At 40.0% G+C, this 19193-nt stretch carries 13 protein-coding genes; 10 read left to right on the forward strand and 3 right to left on the reverse strand.

Annotated features, from left to right (window positions below):
• Positions 1-13: 13 nt before the first annotated feature.
• Positions 14-3718: a hypothetical protein gene (locus H6731_09980; protein ID USN50575.1), complete on the reverse strand. Its 3705-nt coding sequence runs from the start codon at positions 3716-3718 to the stop codon at positions 14-16.
• A gap of 85 nt (positions 3719-3803) precedes the next feature.
• Positions 3804-4340, reverse strand: a complete 537-nt coding sequence (locus tag H6731_09985; GenBank protein USN50576.1) for a GNAT family N-acetyltransferase — start codon at positions 4338-4340, stop codon at positions 3804-3806.
• 66 nt (positions 4341-4406) lie between these two features.
• Between H6731_09985 and H6731_09990 the strand changes: the two genes are divergently transcribed.
• The 4 genes from H6731_09990 to H6731_10005 all read left to right on the forward strand — a co-directional run bounded on the left by H6731_09990 (position 4407) and on the right by H6731_10005 (position 9272).
• Positions 4407-5564, forward strand: coding sequence for a ThiF family adenylyltransferase (locus H6731_09990; GenBank protein USN50577.1), 1158 nt, complete (start codon positions 4407-4409; stop codon positions 5562-5564).
• Positions 5561-6736 carry a molybdopterin molybdotransferase MoeA gene (locus H6731_09995; GenBank protein USN50578.1) on the forward strand — a complete coding sequence of 392 codons (1176 nt, stop codon included), beginning with the start codon at positions 5561-5563 and terminating at the stop codon, positions 6734-6736. Before H6731_09990 ends, H6731_09995 begins: the two co-directional genes overlap by 4 nt.
• 28 nt (positions 6737-6764) lie before the next feature.
• On the forward strand, positions 6765-8600 hold the full coding sequence (aspS, locus tag H6731_10000; GenBank protein USN50579.1) for an aspartate--tRNA ligase: 1836 nt from the start codon (positions 6765-6767) through the stop codon (positions 8598-8600).
• Between the two features lie 237 nt (positions 8601-8837).
• Positions 8838-9272 (forward strand): hypothetical protein, encoded by a 435-nt coding sequence (locus H6731_10005; GenBank protein USN50580.1) that lies wholly within the window; start codon positions 8838-8840, stop codon positions 9270-9272.
• Positions 9273-9434: 162 nt separating this feature from the next.
• Here H6731_10005 and H6731_10010 read toward each other — a convergent pair whose 3' ends face one another.
• The gene (locus H6731_10010) at positions 9435-10205 is read right to left on the reverse strand and encodes a hypothetical protein (protein ID USN50581.1); all 771 of its coding nucleotides are present in this window, start codon (positions 10203-10205) and stop codon (positions 9435-9437) included.
• 281 nt (positions 10206-10486) lie between these two features.
• On the opposite strand from H6731_10010, the gene H6731_10015 reads away from it, so the two are divergent.
• From H6731_10015 to H6731_10040, 6 genes are all read left to right on the forward strand, one after another.
• Positions 10487-11719 carry a hypothetical protein gene (locus tag H6731_10015; GenBank protein ID USN50582.1) on the forward strand — a complete coding sequence of 411 codons (1233 nt, stop codon included), beginning with the start codon at positions 10487-10489 and terminating at the stop codon, positions 11717-11719.
• Positions 11720-11736: 17 nt separating this feature from the next.
• Entirely contained in the window at positions 11737-12834 is a 1098-nt protein-coding gene (locus H6731_10020; protein ID USN50583.1) for a zinc ABC transporter substrate-binding protein, read from the forward strand.
• Positions 12835-12842: 8 nt separating this feature from the next.
• Positions 12843-14267, forward strand: a complete 1425-nt coding sequence (locus H6731_10025) for a metal ABC transporter permease (protein ID USN50584.1) — start codon at positions 12843-12845, stop codon at positions 14265-14267.
• A gap of 65 nt (positions 14268-14332) precedes the next feature.
• On the forward strand, positions 14333-15985 hold the full coding sequence (locus H6731_10030) for a hypothetical protein (GenBank protein ID USN50585.1): 1653 nt from the start codon (positions 14333-14335) through the stop codon (positions 15983-15985).
• Between the two features lie 21 nt (positions 15986-16006).
• A complete protein-coding gene (locus H6731_10035; protein ID USN50586.1) occupies positions 16007-18067 on the forward strand; it encodes a serine protein kinase in 2061 nt (686 codons plus the stop codon).
• A gap of 10 nt (positions 18068-18077) precedes the next feature.
• Positions 18078-19187, forward strand: coding sequence for a DUF444 family protein (locus tag H6731_10040; protein ID USN50587.1), 1110 nt, complete (start codon positions 18078-18080; stop codon positions 19185-19187).
• The last annotated feature ends 6 nt before the right edge of the window (positions 19188-19193 follow it).

Raw genomic sequence — 19193 nt, forward strand, 5'->3', positions numbered from 1 at the left:
TAAAAAAACTATTTCAATACAGGTCTTGATTATCCATCAAGCTTTCAAAATTTTTTCTCAATAAATCAAGCTCTTGTATGAATAGATAGAAAGCTTGTGTTTCTTGATTGCTTTGCCAATCGTCACCAGAATATTCATCAGCGTTGTTTAACACAGTCTCCAAAGTATCAAAATTATCACTCACGAAATCGATCAGCTGCGCATTGCTAACAAAGCTTGGAGCAATTTGCCTTGGAGCGCGTGAAATAGAGTCGAGCTTGGGTAAGCTGTTAACGACATTTGCAATAAATATGGTGTCAGCTTTGATATCATCCTCTATAGTTTTATTATAACCTTCGAAAAGTTTACTTGCTGCAAGCTTTATCTGGGAAATGTCTGGATTTTCTAACCATTGTTTTAATGCCGCTTGACTGGCAATTTGCAATTTTAGCATATCATCAGGAGTCAGCTTTCCCCTTTTTACAGTTAACGCTATTTGGGTCAAAGCAGTGTGAAATTTTTGTTGAGTAAAGTTTATACCTTCAATGTAGGTGGCGAGTTTTCGCAACAAATCCGTTGAGTCCTTCTTGGTATCAGCTCGAACTCCGTTTTCGTTGCCATCAAAAAAGTTATCGGGAATTTTATCAGTTTTGCTTTTAATATTTTTTATCTCATCGGTCTGAGTTTTGATTTCACTAATGCTTTTGTTTTGGGTATCGATCTTATTTCCTACAGCATCTGTTACCGCTTGAGCAATGGCAGCTTTAAGCGGAGCTGGATCGATGCCTTTTAGGGCCTTGGTTGCAGCAGTGATAGCTTTTGTGAGTTCGTCGGTATTGGGGACAGCAAGTTTGGTGAAATTATCCGCCGCAGTTTTTATAGCATTATTGATGTCAGTAGGATCGATTTTAATCCCTTTGATATTTGTCATTGCCTCAGTGATAGCTTTTGTGAGCTCTGTGGTATCAGGCACAGCAAGTTTAGCGAAATTATCTGCCGCAGTTTTTATAGCATTATTGATATCAGTAGGATCGATCTTAATCCCTTTGATATTTGTCATTGCCTCAGTGATAGCTTTTGTGAGCTCTGTGGTATCAGGCACAGCAAGTTTAGCGAAATTATCTGCCGCAGTTTTTATAGCATTATTGATATCAGTAGGATCGATCTTAATCCCTTTGATATTTGTCATTGCCTCAGTGATAGCTTTTGTGAGCTCTGTGGTATCAGGCACAGCAAGTTTAGCGAAATTATCTGCCGCAGTTTTTATAGCATTATTGATGTCAGTAGGATCGATCTTAATCCCTTTGATATTTGTCATTGCCTCAGTGATAGCTTTTGTGAGCTCTGTGGTATCAGGCACAGCAAGTTTAGCGAAATTATCTGCCGCAGTTTTTATAGCATTATTGATGTCAGTAGGATCGATCTTAATCCCTTTGATATTTGTCATTGCCTCAGTGATAGCTTTTGTGAGCTCTGTGGTATCAGGCACAGCAAGTTTAGCGAAATTATCTGCCGCAGTTTTTATAGCATTATTGATATCAGTAGGATCGATCTTAATCCCTTTGATATTTGTCATTGCCTCAGTGATAGCTTTTGTGAGCTCTGTGGTATCAGGCACAGCAAGTTTAGCGAAATTATCTGCCGCAGTTTTTATAGCATTATTGATATCAGTAGGATCGATCTTAATCCCTTTGATATTTGTCATTGCCTCAGTGATAGCTTTTGTGAGCTCTGTGGTATCAGGCACAGCAAGTTTAGCGAAATTATCTGCCGCAGTTTTTATAGCATTATTGATATCAGTAGGATCGATCTTAATCCCTTTGATATTTGTCATTGCCTCAGTGATAGCCTTGTTAAGTGCATCGGTGTCTGGAATCTTTTTCAAATTATTAGTTGTATCTGAAATAAGCTTGGTAAGTTCAGTTGTATCGAGACTACTGATTCCAGTTGCCTTAGTTACAATGTCATTAATAGCTTTTTGCAAAGCTTCAAAATCAAACTTAGCGAGATTGGTTGAAATTCCTTCAGCAGCAGTTTTAGCGGCTTCGGCAGCAGTTTTAATATCAGCAATACCAAGTTTATTTATTTCATCAGTCGTATGTTGATTGATAGCAGTTTGCAATGATGTGAGTTCAGCAGCACTTACAGGAGCTCCAGAGCCTGTTGTTGCTTTACTAAGTTCACTAGCAAGAGCATCAAGCTTTGTTGCTATGTCATTAGGCAGTGTATCGGTTTTGTTTTTGATTTCATTGATAGCATCTTGCAGTGATTTGAGTTCAACAGTACTTGTAGAAGCTCCAGAGCCAACTTTTGTTTTTAGATTATTAATAGCATCAGTAATACTTCCACTATCAAATGTGCCCAATGCGCTTAATGCGCTCTGCAGTGCATTGCTTGATTGAGTGATAGCATCTTTAATATTTGATCCTAATGCTGCCATGTCGATTCCATTAATCGCTTTAGTTGTATGGCTATTGATGGCAGTTTGCGCAGTTTTAATATCATTTTTTATGCCAGAAATATCCGAAATAACTTGAGGCACTTGAGTTGAAGTCAGGGCAGTGGTGTCATCTTTGATGGATTGAATTTTATCGGTTTGAGTTTTTATTAGTAGGCTTTGATCGCTCAGAGTTTTAATCTTATCCGTCTCGTTTTTGATTGCCGGCAAATCTTTATTGCGGATATCATCGAGCGTGCTTTGGGCTTGGGCAAGGCTAGCAAATGCCCCCCTAAATGCATCTTTGTTTGCATCAACTTTTTCTTGAAGCTGTTGAAGGCTATAGTTTTCAAAACCTAAACTTCCGGTAAAATCGGGGCTTGTACTTAACAGGTTCGTAAGCTCGCGTGTAACATTGCCAGATGCAGTAGGGTTCTTTAGTAAGGAGCTTATTTTTTTAAAGAATGATGCCACCAAGCCTAAACTGCTTTTGGGTTTCATTGCTTGCATTATTTTAGAGTTTTCTAAAGCAAGATTTTCGGCATCGTCTTTAATGTTTTGGTTAACGCTGTTGGCAAATTCTTTTTGCATGAGCACGTAGGTTTGATTTGCTGTGAGTCCCTGCGGAAAAAATTGATTTGATTTGGAATCATCATCAAATAGTTTAAGCGCACTAAAATTTTGTTTGGACAGCACTACAAGATTTGGGGTGCTCAATTCAGCTAAAAAATCTTTTTTATTTATTTCATCAGGCAGTTCATCAAGATCAAGCACAGCTGTCTGGCCAGCCTTAAAAAAGCCGTTGATCTTTTTAGCCATACTCAGGTAATAAACTTTGATTTGCGATGGATTAAATGCGAATCTTTTCCGTGCAAAATTTAAACTTTTAAGTTTAATAAATTTTATTTCCCCCTTAACAGTGGGATCATTTTGCATTCTTAGTGATGCTGCTAATATGCTCTTAAAAACATGTTCTTGTTTATTAATTGATTCTGGCAATCTTATAAAAATCTTTTTGTTGGCTTGGGCTAAAAGAGTATGAATTTCTGCAGCATCGGTTGCTTTTATTACTTTTGTGCCATCCGGTGCAGAATCACCAATACTTATTTTCGCGTAGTCTTTAATTATATCCTGACAATTTGGGTCGCTCAAACATTCTGTTTTTGGCGCCTGAGGGAAAGAATCTTGCAGTATATCTTTCGGCGCCTGCAGTTGATCAGGACGAATAAGATCATTGCACGCACTGAGGAATACAAAAGCTAAAAGAGCTATGAGCGAATAAATTTTGAACTGAGCTAACATAGCAAATTCCCATAAAAATATTTAATAACAGTAGTTATGTAATTATTATGGGGTAAAAAATCAGCAATTACTTGGTGCTAATATTTTAAATTAATCTTGCTAATAAAATATCATCTTCAAACTGATTATCGCCATGATTTAGGTAGTTTTTTCGTAAACCTTCTTGTGTAAAGCCGTGTTTTTTATAAAGATTTTGCGCTTTGATGTTAGAGGCAAAGACTGAAAGCTCTACTCTGCTGAGCCCTTGAGCCTTAGCCCATCGAAGGGCTTCTTGCATGAGAAGCGAGCCTAATCCTTGTCCCTGTATTGAGGGGCACACTCCCATGGTGAGTGATCCAATATGCCTTACTCGGCGGAAGGATTTGATGGTGATATCGATTTCCCCAATAATTTTATGCTCTTGGTCAAGAGCTATTAGCCACAAACCTCGTTTATTGCTAATAAAATCATCTATGTGCTCTAAACTTTCTTGAGGATCTTCATCGATCTCATCGATAGAGTGAAGCATACCAATCTGAGCGAGGGAAAGCTTACAAAAAAATTTATGTCGCTCTAATGCATCATCGCGAATGATGCTACGAATAGTTACAGACTGTTGATTTTTTAATACAAAGTGAGCCACGAGTTTTTTACTATCTAGTCAAATAATTTTTGTGAGTTAGTTTGCTCTTCTTTGAGGGATCTGACAATGCCCCTGCAATTTGCTCATTCAAATGAAGAAATGATGCGCTTAAACAATCTGTTAGGAGATGAACGTGCTGGTGCCCACGTAGTCTTTTTGGGAAGGGTGCGCTGCAAAAATCATCAAAAAAATGTCAGCCACCTTGATTACGAAGCTCATCCACAATTAGCTGTTCAAGAATTTGCTTGTATCGAAGAGAGAGCCCATAAAAAATTTGCGCTGCTTTCCATCGATGCTGTGCATAGAGTAGGGGTTGTGCTGGTGGGTGATGCTGCTGTCGTCGTCAATGTACGGGCTGTCCACCGTGAACCTGCTTTTATGGCTGCTCGTTTTATTATGAATGAGTTGAAAAAATCGGTGCCCATTTGGAAATGCGAATATTATGACGACGGATCCAAGTCTTGGGATCAGGGCTTATGCCAGTGCAGTGAGAATGATCGTGGCGCCGAGCCAGTTAAAAAAGCGCTGCTTGGACAAAAAATTGAAGTTAAAAGTTTAGCCTCAAAAAAAATACTTTTGATCGGAGCAGGTGGCCTAGGCTGCCCTTTGGCGATAAATTTAAGTTCGCTTGGCATTGCTCACATAACGGTAATGGATCACGACGTGGTGAGCGAAAGCAATCTATGGCGCCAGTATTGTTTTAGCAGAGCAAATATTGGTGCTAAAAAGGTTTTTGTCCTTGGTGATTTTTTGCGAGAGCGTTTTTTGAATCTTCACGTGCAGGAACATGATTGTAAGCTCAGTAGTAAAAACATTTCACTTGTAAAAAATTATGATGCAGTGTTTGATGCCACTGACTGCATGAAAACAAAAATTATGCTCGCTAAAGCATGCTGGCGTTATCAAATTCCCTTTATATCAAGCAGCGTTTACCAAGCAGAAGGAGAGGTGAGTGTGATTAGTTCTCACCGATTATCAGCATGTTTTTCGTGCTTTCGTAGGAAAAGTATTGCTGTAAATTGTAGTGACAGCGGTGTATTTACTCACACGTGCTCAATGATTGCCGCCCGTGCAGCTGAAGAGGGACTTGCTCTTTTAGGCACTCAAAAAATAAATAATCGTCTGATTATTTGGCATAGGTCTTCGTTTGATGAATTCGAACTCAAAAAAGATCCTAACTGCAGCGTCTGTAGTCCACTGAGACTTAGTGATAGTGCATTATGATTCATTTTAAAAATGCCATGGAATTGATTTCTCTAAACCCATTGCAGCTTAAAAGCGAGGAGCTGTGTATTAAAGATGCTTTGGGGAAATTTTTATCGGTAGATATTTTTGCGCCAATAAATTTACCACCCTTTGATAATTCAGCAGTGGATGGATTTGCTTTTTGTTTTGCCGATGTAAAAAAAAATAATTCTTTAAAAGTTGATACAACAATTTTCGCACGCCCACAGAGGCAAAGAAAATTAATTGCTAACACCTGTGTGTCGATCATGACGGGAGCTCCTGTGCCTGAAGGAGCAGACACTGTTGTTATGAAAGAGCACACCCGTATTGAAGGCGATAGAGTAATTTTTGTTAATGAATTTTTTTGTGGCGATCACCTAAGAAAGAGTGGAGGCGATATTGAGCAGGGCTCTTTGATAGCAAAAAAAGGATCGCGTATCGATGCGGCGCTCATAGGTCTATTGTTGGGGTTGGGGGTAGATCAAATCAAAGTTTTTTGCTCGCCAAAAATAAAAATAATTTCCACCGGTGATGAGTTGGTCGAAGCACCAGCCCCTTTGAAATTTGGGCAAGTATATTTTTTGGTAGGGCCTATGCTCAAAGCCCAATGTGAAACGTTAGGGTTCAAAGATGTCACCATTATCAAAGTCGCAGATGATCAAAAGCTTATAAAAAAAATCGTTGAACAATCTCTTGATGCGGATCTCTTGCTTATCACCGGCGGTATGTCGCAGGGGAGTCATGATTATGTTCGACCTGCTCTGGATGAAGTGGGAGTACGGCAAGTTTTTTGGCAAGGAGCCTGGCGTCCAGGAAAACCGCTCTACTTCGGCTCAAAAGAACACACGCGCATATTTGGTTTGCCTGGTAATCCTGTGGCAGTTTTTGTAGGTTTTAGGATTTTTGTGCAGCATCTATTAGGGGTAACACTGGGCGCTGATCTTTCTGACTTAAGATGGGGTGTTTTGGCTGGCAGTGAAGTTGAAAAAAATCCCGGTTGGACGATGTTTTTGAGAGCCCAGGTGGACAATGACCATAAACTCAGACTCTTAAAGAATCAGCAATCCCATCAAATTTTTACCCTGGCAAAAAGCAACGCGCTTTGTCTGATTGATGCACCCACCACCATTGTCAAAGCAGGCAATCCTGTGCAGTATTATAGGCTTTAGTAATAGAGCTCTTGTGTAAGGATGAGTCATGTCAACACCACTTCTTAGTGCCCAACGAAGCCACACCTGTAATGAATTGAGAATAGGCGATGTCAATAATGAAGTTATTTTAATGGGTTGGGTGCAAAGTTTGCGTGACCACGGAGGACGACGTTTTTTGGACTTGCGCGATCGCTACGGAATTACGCAAATAGTTTTTAAGCCAGAGACCGATGAAGCGCTCCATCAGCTTGCTCATCAATTGCGCAGCGAATGGTGTATCGGCATTAAGGGCATTGTCGAAGATAGAAAAGAAAATGGCGGAGCCTATAATGATCGCCTTCCTACTGGTGCTATTGAAGTTGATGTCAAAGTTTTAGAAATTTTTTCCAAAAGTGAAGTGCCGCCGTTTTTAATCGAAGATAAAATCGATACTCACGAGGATAAACGCCTTGCCCACCGAGTGCTTGATTTGCGCAGACCTTCAGTGCAAAAGAATTTTTTTATAAGGCATCGCATCATGCAAGCATGCAGAAAATATTTTGATGCCAATAATTTTTTGGAGATAGAAACTCCAACTCTTGTGCGCTATACGCCAGGTGGCGCAAGAAATTTTTTGGTGCCCAGCCGTTTTGTTCCGGGAAGTTTTTTTGCACTCGCAGAAAGTCCTCAGCTTTTTAAACAAATGTTTATGATGGCTGGATTCGACCGATATTTTCAAATTGTTAAATGTTTTCGCGACGAAGATCTTAGAGGTGATAGGCAGCCTGAGTTTACCCAGATCGATGTGGAGATGAGCTTTGCCACCGAAGAAATGGTTTTGGGTTACGCCGAAGGCTTAATGAAGGATATTTTTAAGGCCACTTTGAAAATTGATTTAAAAACGCCCTTTAAGCGAATGAGCTACGATGAGGCTATGGCGCGATATGGCTCTGATAAACCTGATACTCGTTTTGGGCTTGAGCATCATGATCTAAGCGGGCTCATCAACAAATTTGATGGCGCGGGTGTGCCACTCTTTGAGGCTACAATTAAAGCTCAAGGCATGATTAAAGCTATGCTTATTCCCAAACAACATACGTTGTCGCGCGCTGAGTTAGATAAGCTGGAAGAAAAAGTGAAAAGCCTAGGTGGGAGGGGACTCGGTCGTGCCAAAGTCGCTGAGCAGGGAAGCAGTTGGACACAATCTCCATTTGCCAAAAATATTAATCCTGAGGCTATCAAAGCAATTAATCAAGAACTAAAGGCTAGTGATGGAGATTTGATTCTTTTCCAGATGGGAAGAGCAAAAGTCTGTCATACGGTGCTTTCTGGGCTAAGGCTTCATTTAGCTAAGAAATTTGGATTGATCGAGCAAGAAGGAGCTGAAGTCAAGCAGTGGGATATTTTGTGGGTTACAGATTTCCCTCTCTTTGAGCATGACGTTGAAAATGACAGATATGTAGCAAGTCACCATCCTTTTACGGCGCCCAAGTTAGATGATATGGAAAAATTAAAAAGCGATCCTGGATCGTGCTATGCCAGGGCCTATGATTTGGTAATCAATGGCAACGAAATCGGTGGCGGTTCAATTCGTATTCATGATGAGAAAATTCAGTCGCAAGTTTTTGATGCGCTCAATATCTCTCAAGCCGAACAAGAAGAAAAATTTGGGTTTTTGTTGGATGCAATGCGTTATGGTCCGCCACCTCACGGCGGTATTGCTTTTGGTTTAGATCGATTGTGTATGCTTTTAACTAACTCACGCTCTATTCGTGATGTAATCGCTTACCCTAAGAGTCAAAAAGGAACTGATTTGCTGACTAAAGCTCCTTCAGAGGTTGAACCCGCCCAGTTAGCTGAGCTCAACATCATGTCGATCAAGAAGCAAAAAGAGCTTGATTGAGCGAAAAGCCCCTAAAACAAATTATCCAGTAGTGCTCCACTCACCAGCGTGATGTGGGGAATTGCATATCTCTTCGTGGTTTGTTCGCCAAAAAGATCCCCAACTTGCTTTGGAACTTCTATCTTACATCCATTTGCTATCCGAAGGATCTTGAATAAATTTCTGTCAAAAAATTTTATGCACCAAAATGTTTTGTCCCACGCTAGAGCTCTTATCTGTTTTAGAAGAGGAGCAAGCATGAAAAAATTATTAGGCAGTTTATTGATATGTTTTTGGGCTTTGACAGCTTTAGGCAGCAACTTAGAGATAAAAGTAAGAGATGTCATGGATCTTGCTAGCTATGATGAAGTGTTTAAAACAACTATTTCTGTTAAAGAAGAAGAGGTTAGGCAAAGCTACTGGATTGATGAATGGCCTTTATGCTTAAACCACTGTGAGAATTATAAAATAAAAATTTCTATTCAGGCATCGCCGGAATTTCACAATAATATTGAAAAAGATTTTATCCTGGTGAGTGTTAAGAAGGAACTTTTTTATCAAGGCGTTGTTGTAAAGGAATTACAAAATAGTGCTTTTGTAATTATGTCGGGCCAAGAAAAAATATTAGAGGATCATTTTTGGGATGAAGACGCTTTGATTGTGAGGCAACAGATGGTTTTATTAATGAACTAAAAGTGTGCTGTCGCTCTTAGCAGGATTATGTCTCGGGTAAGAAAAAAAAGGCCCGTGCTGGCAGTGTCAAAAACAACATTTGCTGGGGGCCCTCTTAATACACGAGTGCTTTATGACAAGAACTCAAAATATATCGCTTGAATTCAAGTGTCCGTCTCTCAATTAAAGTTCTTGGGACCAAATCAAAAAATACAAATGAGGAGTAAGTTGCCCAAAGCCACTTTTATTAGAGATAAAAACTTCCTTATGAAAATTCCTTTCTACATAACGCACATTTTTTAGGATGCTGCCAAAAAAGTCACTGATTTCGGCTTGATTAGCACGAACAGCAAAATCTGTGAAGTTGATATAGTTTCCTCGAACAGCAACCACTCTGCGGATACCGTGCCCATCATCGATAAATGATTTAAGTTTGGATGCCTCGCACGACCACGTAAAGCTGCTTGGCTTGTTATCGCAGTTTTTTAACTCATCGACAAAAGTTTTTGCCCTGTCTTCTGAGTAAGGCTGCTCAAAACGAATTTCTGGCTCTTTAAAATTATCTCCTGCTCGAGTGACAAGTTGCCAGTAGTAAGGATCTTTTTGATTATTATGTCTTCCAGAGCCAATCAGATGGAAACCACGAGAAGAAAAGAAGTGCTGCGAAATTTGTGCGAATTCCCTCATCGCCAAAAGCGACCAGTCATCTTTTTGTGCCAAGGCTTCGAGCACTTCTTGTTGCGTGCTCAAGGCTTTATTGTCTTTAAAAAAATAGAGACCAATAATGGGGCTAAAGTGCTGTAGAGAAGCTTCTTGAGTAATATGGAAGACTTTATAATTTTGAGATGGATGAGCCGGTATATTAAAAACTTCAGACGTGGATTTCTTATCAGTTGCGCAAGCCGTCAAAAGAAATAGGAAAACGATAATAGTCATTTGGTAGATTTTAAACATTTTTATTTCCTTTTAATGGGATTTAATTTTTGTATTTATATGATTTATAAGTGTCAATGCGTTCACTTGTAATATGAGTGATTATGGTTTTTGTGCCTGTGATTCATGTGTAAAAATAATTGAGCTAAGATTCTGTCTGTTGATTGAGATCATGAGCAAGTTCTTGAAGGGGAGAATGGTCCTTTGTAGATCGAAGATAGGGCCGTAAAGCCTATTACCCAAATAGACAATAAAATTTTAACGATTATGAAAGGTATGTGAGAAATTTGGGGAGAGCGATTATGTTTCTAAACTGTAGCGTGTTGATAAGCTGTTTGCTGGCTTTGCTATCGCCGTTTTTGTGGGCTGAAACCAGCCACTTTGATGAAAAAATATTTGAAATGGAAGCTCAGTTAGAGACGATCAAATCTGAACTTGCTCAAACCAAAATTTTAGCTCAGCAAGAAAGGGCAAGTGCTTTTAATCCGAGCATATCAGTGATTGGCGATATTGTTGGGCAATATGGAATTGGGGTGCCCGAAGAGCCAAAAAATGGTCATGCTAAAGACAGCCATGATCATAGCCATAGCCATGATTTTCAAAATGGTGTCAATGTTCGCGAACTGGAATTTGAATTTCGAGGTGCAATAGACCCTTGGGCCGATGCTTTGGTGGTAGTGGCCATCGAGCAACACGGGCTTAAACATTTCGAAATCGATGTTGAAGAGGCTTTTGTGCGTCTGAAAAAATGGCCTGTGCTCGACTATGCACCCTTGGGAATTGAATCGCGGCTTGGAAAATTTAGAACTGCCATTGGGCGCATGAATCGTATTCATTTGCACAATATTCCGCATATTTCTTATCCTTTGGCCCTACAAGTCTTTTTGGGCGAAGAGGGATATGCATCTCAGGGACTTTCATTTAATTCTTCGTGGGTACCTTCATCAAAGAGTGCGCTGACTTGGTTTTTGGAAGGTATCACGGGTAGCAGGCTGCCTATGCAAGATAAAGGTGCACAAGAAGTACCAAGCGGCATTGGGCATCTGTGGTGGCATCAAGAATTAAATGACGCTCATTTTATTGATCTAGGAATCAGTTCCCTTGTAGGCCGCAAGGGAAAATATGAGAGCGGTACATTTTGGCTGAGTGGAGCGGATTTTCATTATAGCTATCTCCCCACTGGTCATGGGCAAAATCCAGTTTTTCTTTTCGGTAGCGAATTTTACATGGCTAATAAAGAGACGGATAAAGGCTGGCCTTTAGGGAATTTTACATGGGCACAGGTAAAAATGTTGGGCTCGAGTTTCTTTGGAATGCGCTACGATATTGCTCCTCACAAAGATGATTTTAGTGAGATGCAACATGCTATCGGTATTTATACCGGAGTTTATACCACCGAATTTATGCGCGTGCGCTTAGGTTATGAGCATGTAATGCCTCGTTTGAATTCCTTAGATGGGGATCATCGCTTTTTATTGTCGTTTAATTTTATTTTGGGCAGCCATCCGGTTGAGCCATATTTTGCCAATCGTTAATCGGTGGAGTGGTAGCTATGAAAAAAATTATCTCAGTGCTGACTTGCTTGTGTTTTGTTGTTCACGCGGGTGCTCATACTGGTGTTGTAAAAACTGCAAACCCCAAAAGCGATAATGAAAAAAAAGTTGTGGTGGTGAAACCAAAACTTAAAGTTGTGACCACCATATCAGCACTTGCATCTGTTGCTTCAGCCATAGGTAAAGATCTTATAGAAATTAATGCTCTGTCACTTGCCTCAGAAGATCCACACTTTGTTAAAGCCAAGCCGACTTTTAAAAAGTGGGTAAGCGAGGCTGATGTTTTTTTACAGGTGGGGCGTAGCTTAGAGCTTTGGGTGCCTTTAGTTATCAACTCATCGAGCAATAAAAAACTTATTTCAGGAGAAAGGCTTGTTAGTGTTTCTGATGGAGTCTATGTGCTTGAAGCTCCTAAAAGCCTTGATAGAGGGGCTGCGGGAGATATTCACCCGCAGGGGAACCCTCACATTTGGTTAAGCCCAGTAGCCGTTCTAAAAGTGGCCGAAAATATCAAAAATGCATTTTCAAAAGCTGATGCTCAGCATGCGCCACAATACGAAAAGAATTATATTGAGTTCAAGCTACTATTGAGTAAAGCAATGTTTGGGGAAGAGCTGGTTAAGGCCTCGGGAAATGTAGATTTTTTGTGGCGCTTGCAACAGGGCAACAGACTAAAGGCATATTTGGTCAAAAATAAGAAGCAGCCTGGTGGGTGGCTCAAGAGTGCACAGAGTATCGATTATAAATTTCTTACCTATCACAGCGAGCTTTCTTATTTAGCACATGATTTTGGTCTCAATATTGTAGGGCACGTTGAAGAAAAGTCAGGTGTCGCTCCTAGCGCTCGCTATCAAAATGAACTCATAAAAAAATCCAAAGAGAATCATTTGAAACATATTGTCGCCGCAACTTATTATGCCGGAAATTCTAAGCTGCTTGAAAATATTGCTAAGTCCATTGGGGGAAGCAAAATTTTTATTCAGGTGGATTGCTCTAAAGGCGAGAGTTATATCGCCATGATGGATCGTATAATTCAATCTTTGGTGAAATTTAGAGGGGCAATGCAAGCTCTGCCTAACGCTGTGCATATTCAATAGGTGAATAAATGTCTGACATGGTTTTGCATATGATGTGGCCTTTATTGGCCTGTTTTATTTTGGTGGGCATACATGCATACTTGGGCATTCATGTCATTGCCAGAAAAGTGATATTTGTTGATCTGGCGCTCGCACAGATAGCAGCTTTGGGGGCAGTGTATGGTGTATTCATAGGATTAAGCTTCGATAACAATGCCATGGCTGTAAAGCTTGTTTCGGTTTCATTTACTCTGGTAGGTGCTGCACTCGTTTCACTTACGCGCCCGCGCAATAATGCTATTCCCCATGAAGCCATCATCGGTATAGTCTATGCTGCAGCGCTTTCTATGACAGTCTTATTGACAGCTAATTTGCCTCATGGAGCAGATGAAGTTCGACAGATGTTGGCTGGAAGTATTTTATGGGTAACGCCGCGCGAAGTTATTTCTACAGCAGCGCTTTATGCTTGTATTGGATTAATCCACTGGATTTTTAGAAAACAATTTTTTGCTTTATCTAATGAACATGCTTCTGGGGCAAGTGCAGGCTCTCAAGCGCGGCTGTGGGATTTTTTATTCTATGCCACATTTGGTGTAGTGGTCACCAGTTCGGTTGGTATGGGGGGAGTGCTGCTGGTATTTGGTTTTTTAATCATCCCTTCGGTTTTAGGGCTTATGCTTGCCAAAAAAAATCAGACAAGACTTATAATTGGTTGGGCTGCGGGAGTGGTTGCAAGCATTATTGGTGTTTGTATTTCTTATATAATGGACATGCCTTCAGGTCCAACGATTGTTGTGGTCTTGGGTACTTTTTTGATTCTTACCGCCATTTACAAAGAGCTGATACATTCTGCCACACGAAACGTGGGCCTGCTTCATGCCACATTTATATTTGTTACGCTGCTTGTATTGTTGTCTGTGCCAAAAATATTTCGCCAAACTATTTTGTTGCAGGATGAAACTCATTCTTTAGACACAAGTCACCCTGAAAATATTGCCCTGATAAAGAAAATGCTCGATTCATCTGCCAGTGCCGAGCTTGAGCAAGCGTTGATGGATATTGAAAGCATGAGTCTAAGCCAACTGATGCCAAAAACCATTAAGCTTATTTTTTCGGATTCGGCATCGGTGAGGGAAAGGGCTGTGGCTTTGCAAGGACAAATGAAAAATTATGCAGCGCTCGATCATTTAAAGCGATTAAGTGTGCAAGAACACGATGATTTTATATTGATGAAAATTGCCCAAAGCCTGCTGGATTTAGATGATGAAGAGGCTTTTGCTATCATAGCCAAACTTTTAGAAAATTCTGCTGAGTTTGTACGTATCGATGCGTTTGAACTTGCGCAAAATTGGATCATAAATGCACCACAATCGATCGAAGAGCTTAAAGCTATGCTTAAAAAATTCCATCGTTTCGAGTTTGATGCTCAAACAAAAAAGTACCTATTAAAGTGAGAACTAGATCCCTAAAACTTTTAAAATTATAATTCGATTTGTTATTTGATTTTGTTGGGTGTCTTATGCTGAAACAAATAGCGCTGTTAAGTTTTTTGGTTAGCTGTACTTTGTTTTCCCAAAATAAAGATATTTTTGATGAAAACTTCGAGTTTGATCCTGATTTTAACGATGATTTTCTCGAGATCGAAAATGGATCAATGGATAGTTTTTCAGATGAGCTTGCAAATAATGTGCTAGGCAATTCTGATGATATTTTTTCCTTACGGGATGTAGAGCGAAGTGAACGCTCTCTTTCGGTATTTAGTGGTAACGAAGTCATTGCTCGTGTTTTTCATCTCAATGTATTTCCCCAAAGTCATTTTAAACTATGGAAAATAGAGGGAAGTGTGGGAGTACCACTGCGATTTCCTATCTATGATAATATTTCTGGCACCTTAGCAAAAATGCGCCACAAGGGTTTTGTTGATGGGCTGAGATTTGTTACTCCTCGTAATCAGGATTTTCGTAGCTTTTATGACGCACAGCGCTTATTGCGTCACTTTGAACTAAAGTCAGATGACACTTATGCTTTGAAATTAAGTCGCAGCAACGCCTACACTTTGGCCCAAGGCGAGTTGATGAAGGATATGGTGACCGATGGCTTATATGATCAGGATTATATGTTTTTAAGCGGATTTTTAAAAATTAATAAAGTTCGCTTTGATGCCGTACTGGGTCCGCTGATAAAACCTCATATTTTTGGTTTCAATATGCGTTTTTTACCGCTCACAAGCCTGCCTTTGGTTTCTTTCATTAAGGAAATGAGTGTTGATTTAAGTTATGTGAGCGATTTTTTTATGCCTTTAGCCCCACAAGGCCAACACGAAGGAGCTTTCGTCCTGAATGAGGAGCGCCGTTTGCTTATGCGCAAAGAAGGCAACGCTCAAGCTTTTTCAAATACCTTAAAAAGCAGTTACTTTCCTCTGGCTTGGATGTCATTGACTCCTTACTTTTCTTATTCTCATTTATTTCTCAACCAGTTGAGAGGGCACGATGCTCCCTTTGGCGAAAACACCTATGGGTGTGGGCTTAATCTTGGTCATCAGTTAGCTTTTTACTTTAGTCAAAATAAAAAAGATTCGATTCTTTATTTTCGCACTGAAGGCCGCTTTTTTTCAGCAAACTTTCAACCAAATTATTTTGGTGACCATTATTTGCTGGATAGACAAATTTATTCTCAACACAAGGCGCAACCCATTTCAAAAGCACAATTTGTTGGGCTGGATGATACAGATTCATCATGGCGTTATGGTTATTTGGTGGAGATTGCATACGGGCTTAATGGAATTATAAATACAAAGCTTGGTTTCGAAGATGGATACTTACTTAGAAATCATAGTTCACAGCAATCTTTAAGGAAATTTCATTGGATAAGCGCTTTAACTATACATGAATTAATGAGCATATATGTGGCTTATCAAGCATCAACAATTGATCAAATGAATGAACTCTTTGATTTTGATAAAAGTCGTGGGTTATTATCTTTAAGAGGACAAGTAAAACTTTTGTCTTACCTGTATTTTGATGCATGGCTAAAGCACTCATTTGGTGTCGAAGACATGTATAAAGCATCGAGATTGCAGGAAGGTGAGAGTAAAGAAACATGGCTTTCCAATGCGCATGAAACGCGCAGCTTAAATTTTGGTCTGGGGGTTGAGTTCGCTATGACCTTCTAGATTAAGCATCGGGGGATTTAGGTGAATCATTCAGAATCATTGACGGCAACTTTGGCCTCTTTGCAGAACAAAAAAGAGTATGAAAATTTACACTGGGAAGGTTCATTTGAAGACTACCTAAAAATAATCAGAGAAGATCCAAAAGTTACTCGCACAGCTTTCCAGCGTCTTTATGACATGATTATTGCTTTTGGAAAAAAAGAGTACATTGACTCTAAAAAGCGTTTAGTTCATTACAATTTTTTTGATGATCCCATCGAAAATGGAAAAGATGCTGTTTTTGGCTTAGATATTCCTTTAATGCGTTTGGTAAATGTTATTAAGAGTGCATCACTAGGCTATGGGACAGAGAAACGAGTTATTCTTTTACATGGTCCAGTAGGATCGGCCAAGTCAACCATTGCACGCTTGTTAAAAAAAGGCATCGAGCATTATTCAAAAACTCCCGAGGGGCGCCTTTTTACATTCTCGTGGCATATTCCTAAGGAATTACACCATGTCAGCGGAGGCCAAGATGTTATTGAAGATCCATTGCATGAAGAGCCTTTAAAGCTTTTACCTGTTGAGCTGCGAGAAAAAGCCATTGCTGAACTTAAGCTTGGCAGTGATCATCATTCCATTAGAATCAAAGGCGATCTTAATCCCTCCAGCCGTTATATTTTTCGTCTTTTGATGGAGCATTATAAAGGCGATATCACACAGGTTTTATCTCATGTGCGCGTGCGAAGATTGCTTTTGAGCGAAAAAGATCGCGTTGGTATTGGTACCTTTCAGCCAAAAGATGAAAAAAACCAAGATTCAACAGAACTTACTGGTGATATTAACTATCGAAAGATTGCCGAATTTGGTTCAGATTCTGATCCACGGGTTTTTAATTTTGACGGTGAGTTTTGTGTGGCAAACCGAGGGATCATCGAGTTTATTGAAATTCTTAAGCTTGATGTAGCATTTTTATATGACTTGTTGGGAGCTACGCAAGAACACAAGATTAAGCCCAAGAAATTTGCTCAAACAGATATCGATGAAGTGATCATTGGTCATACCAACGAAGCGGAGTACAGAAAATTACTGGCCAACGAATATATGGAAGCGCTGCGGGATAGAACGGTAAAAATCGACATTCCATACATCACAAAAATGAAAGAAGAGATGCGTATCTATGAGCGTGATTACAACAATGTCATGATCAAAGGAAAACATATCGCACCGCATACTGTTTCTATGGCATCATTATGGGCCGTGCTGACGAGGCTAGAGCCTCCTAAGGGATATAATCTTACGCTTTTACAAAAACTCAAGCTCTATGATGGTAAGAGTTTGGCTGGTTTTACCGAAGACAGTGTTAAGGAGTTGCGCAAGCAAGCTTCACGAGAAGGAATGGATGGAATTTCTCCTCGCTACGTGCAAGATAAAATTTCTAATGCATTGGTAAGCGATATGAGTCAAACCAGCATTAATCCATTTATTGTGCTCAATGAGCTGGAGGCCGGCCTAAAAACCCATTCATTGATTACCAATGAAGATGAACGCAGCCGATATTTGGAGCTTTTGCAGGTTGTACGCCAAGAATATGAAGATGTTGTAAAAAATGAAGTCCAACGAGCTATTGCAGCCGATGAAGATGCTATCGCTAAATTGTGTGCCAATTACGTTGATAACGTAAAAGCCTATACGCAAAAAGAGCGCGTTAGGAACAAGTACACAGGCCAAGATGAAGAGCCAGATGAAAGACTTATGCGTTCTGTAGAGGATAAAATTGATATTCCCGACAGCCGTAAAGAAGATTTCCGCAGAGAAATTATGAATTACATCGGTGCATTGGCCATCGATGGGAAAAAATTTGATTATCGGACCAACGAGCGTTTGCAAAAAGCTCTTGAACTCAAATTGTTTGAAGACCAAAAGGATACGATCAAGCTGACAACTATGGTGTCCAATGTGGTTGATCGTGAGACACAAGAAAAAATTGATATTGTTAAACAAAGGTTGATTAAAAACTACGGATACAACGAAGAAAGTGCCACTGACGTTTTAAATTTCGTAGCAAGTATTTTTGCTCGAGGCGACGTGCGGGCAGACTAGGAGCAGTATCATGGGGCTGCGCATTCATAATGATCATGCTCGCTTTAACGATGTAATTCGAGGAAAGATTAAAAAAAATCTGAAAAATTACATTAAAAGCGGAGAATTTATTTCCAAGCAGGGAAACGAAAAAATTGCGGTACCGATATCTCGTGTTGATTTGCCGCATTTTCGTTTTTCTGATCAACAAGGTGGTGTAGGGCAAGGGCAAGGAGAAAATGGTGAAAGTCTTGCCAATGGTGGTAAAGAAAAAGCCGCAGGCGATCAAAAAGCTGGGCAAGACAGTGCAGAGCATGCGCTTGAAGTAGAAGTTTCACTTGCTGAACTTGCTGATATGCTTGGCGAAGAGTTAGGGCTTCCTCGCATTGAAAAGCGCGGCAACAACATGCTTCAGAGCGAAACCTATAAATACACTGGCATTCACAACACGGGACCCAATGCTTTGCGGCATTTTAAGCGTACGTTCAAAAATGCGCTTAAAAGACAAATTTCTATGGGAATTTATGACCCCGACAATCCGGTGATCATACCAATCAAAGATGATATGCGTTTTAGAAGTTTTAAACGCACCACAAGGCCAGAATCCAATGCGGTTATCATCTATATGATGGATGTATCGGGTTCTATGGGCGATGAACAAAAAGAGATTGTTCGAATAGAAAGCTTTTGGATAGATACGTGGTTGAGGCGACATTATGATGGCCTAGAGTGTCGCTATATTATTCACGATGCCATGGCAAAAGAAGTGGATCGTAATACTTTTTTTCACACACGTGAATCTGGTGGTACGATGATTAGTTCCGCATATCGTTTGTGCGCTGATATCATGAGGGATGATTATCCGTCCGATCAATGGAATATCTATCCTTTCCATTTTTCCGATGGTGATAATTGGTCGGTCGATGATACGCGTCTTTGCGTTAATCTTTTGCATCGACGTATTTTACCCTTTGTCAATCAGTTTAGTTACGGGCAGGTAGAATCGCCCTATGGATCAGGGCAATTCATTAAAGATTTACAAGAGCAACTAAAAAATCACGAGAGACTTATTTTGTCTGAAATTAAAGACAAGGAAGGAATTTATAAGTCGATTAAGGATTTTTTAGCAACGGGAAAATAATTCACC

The sequence above is a fragment of the Myxococcales bacterium genome (assembly GCA_023898405.1).
Classification (GTDB): Bacteria; Myxococcota; UBA727; order UBA727; family JABDBI01.

Coding starts and splice junctions, on each gene's coding strand:
- aspS (USN50579.1), top strand. CDS start 6,765: ATGTCAACACCACTTCTTAGTGCCCAACGAAGCCACACCTGTAATGAA.
- H6731_10040 (USN50587.1), top strand. CDS start 18,078: ATGGGGCTGCGCATTCATAATGATCATGCTCGCTTTAACGATGTAATT.
- H6731_09990 (USN50577.1), top strand. CDS start 4,407: ATGCCCCTGCAATTTGCTCATTCAAATGAAGAAATGATGCGCTTAAAC.
- H6731_10005 (USN50580.1), top strand. CDS start 8,838: ATGAAAAAATTATTAGGCAGTTTATTGATATGTTTTTGGGCTTTGACA.
- H6731_09995 (USN50578.1), top strand. CDS start 5,561: ATGATTCATTTTAAAAATGCCATGGAATTGATTTCTCTAAACCCATTG.
- H6731_10020 (USN50583.1), top strand. CDS start 11,737: ATGAAAAAAATTATCTCAGTGCTGACTTGCTTGTGTTTTGTTGTTCAC.
- H6731_10030 (USN50585.1), top strand. CDS start 14,333: ATGCTGAAACAAATAGCGCTGTTAAGTTTTTTGGTTAGCTGTACTTTG.
- H6731_10015 (USN50582.1), top strand. CDS start 10,487: ATGTTTCTAAACTGTAGCGTGTTGATAAGCTGTTTGCTGGCTTTGCTA.
- H6731_10025 (USN50584.1), top strand. CDS start 12,843: ATGTCTGACATGGTTTTGCATATGATGTGGCCTTTATTGGCCTGTTTT.
- H6731_10010 (USN50581.1), bottom strand. CDS start 10,205: ATGTTTAAAATCTACCAAATGACTATTATCGTTTTCCTATTTCTTTTG.
- H6731_09980 (USN50575.1), bottom strand. CDS start 3,718: ATGTTAGCTCAGTTCAAAATTTATTCGCTCATAGCTCTTTTAGCTTTT.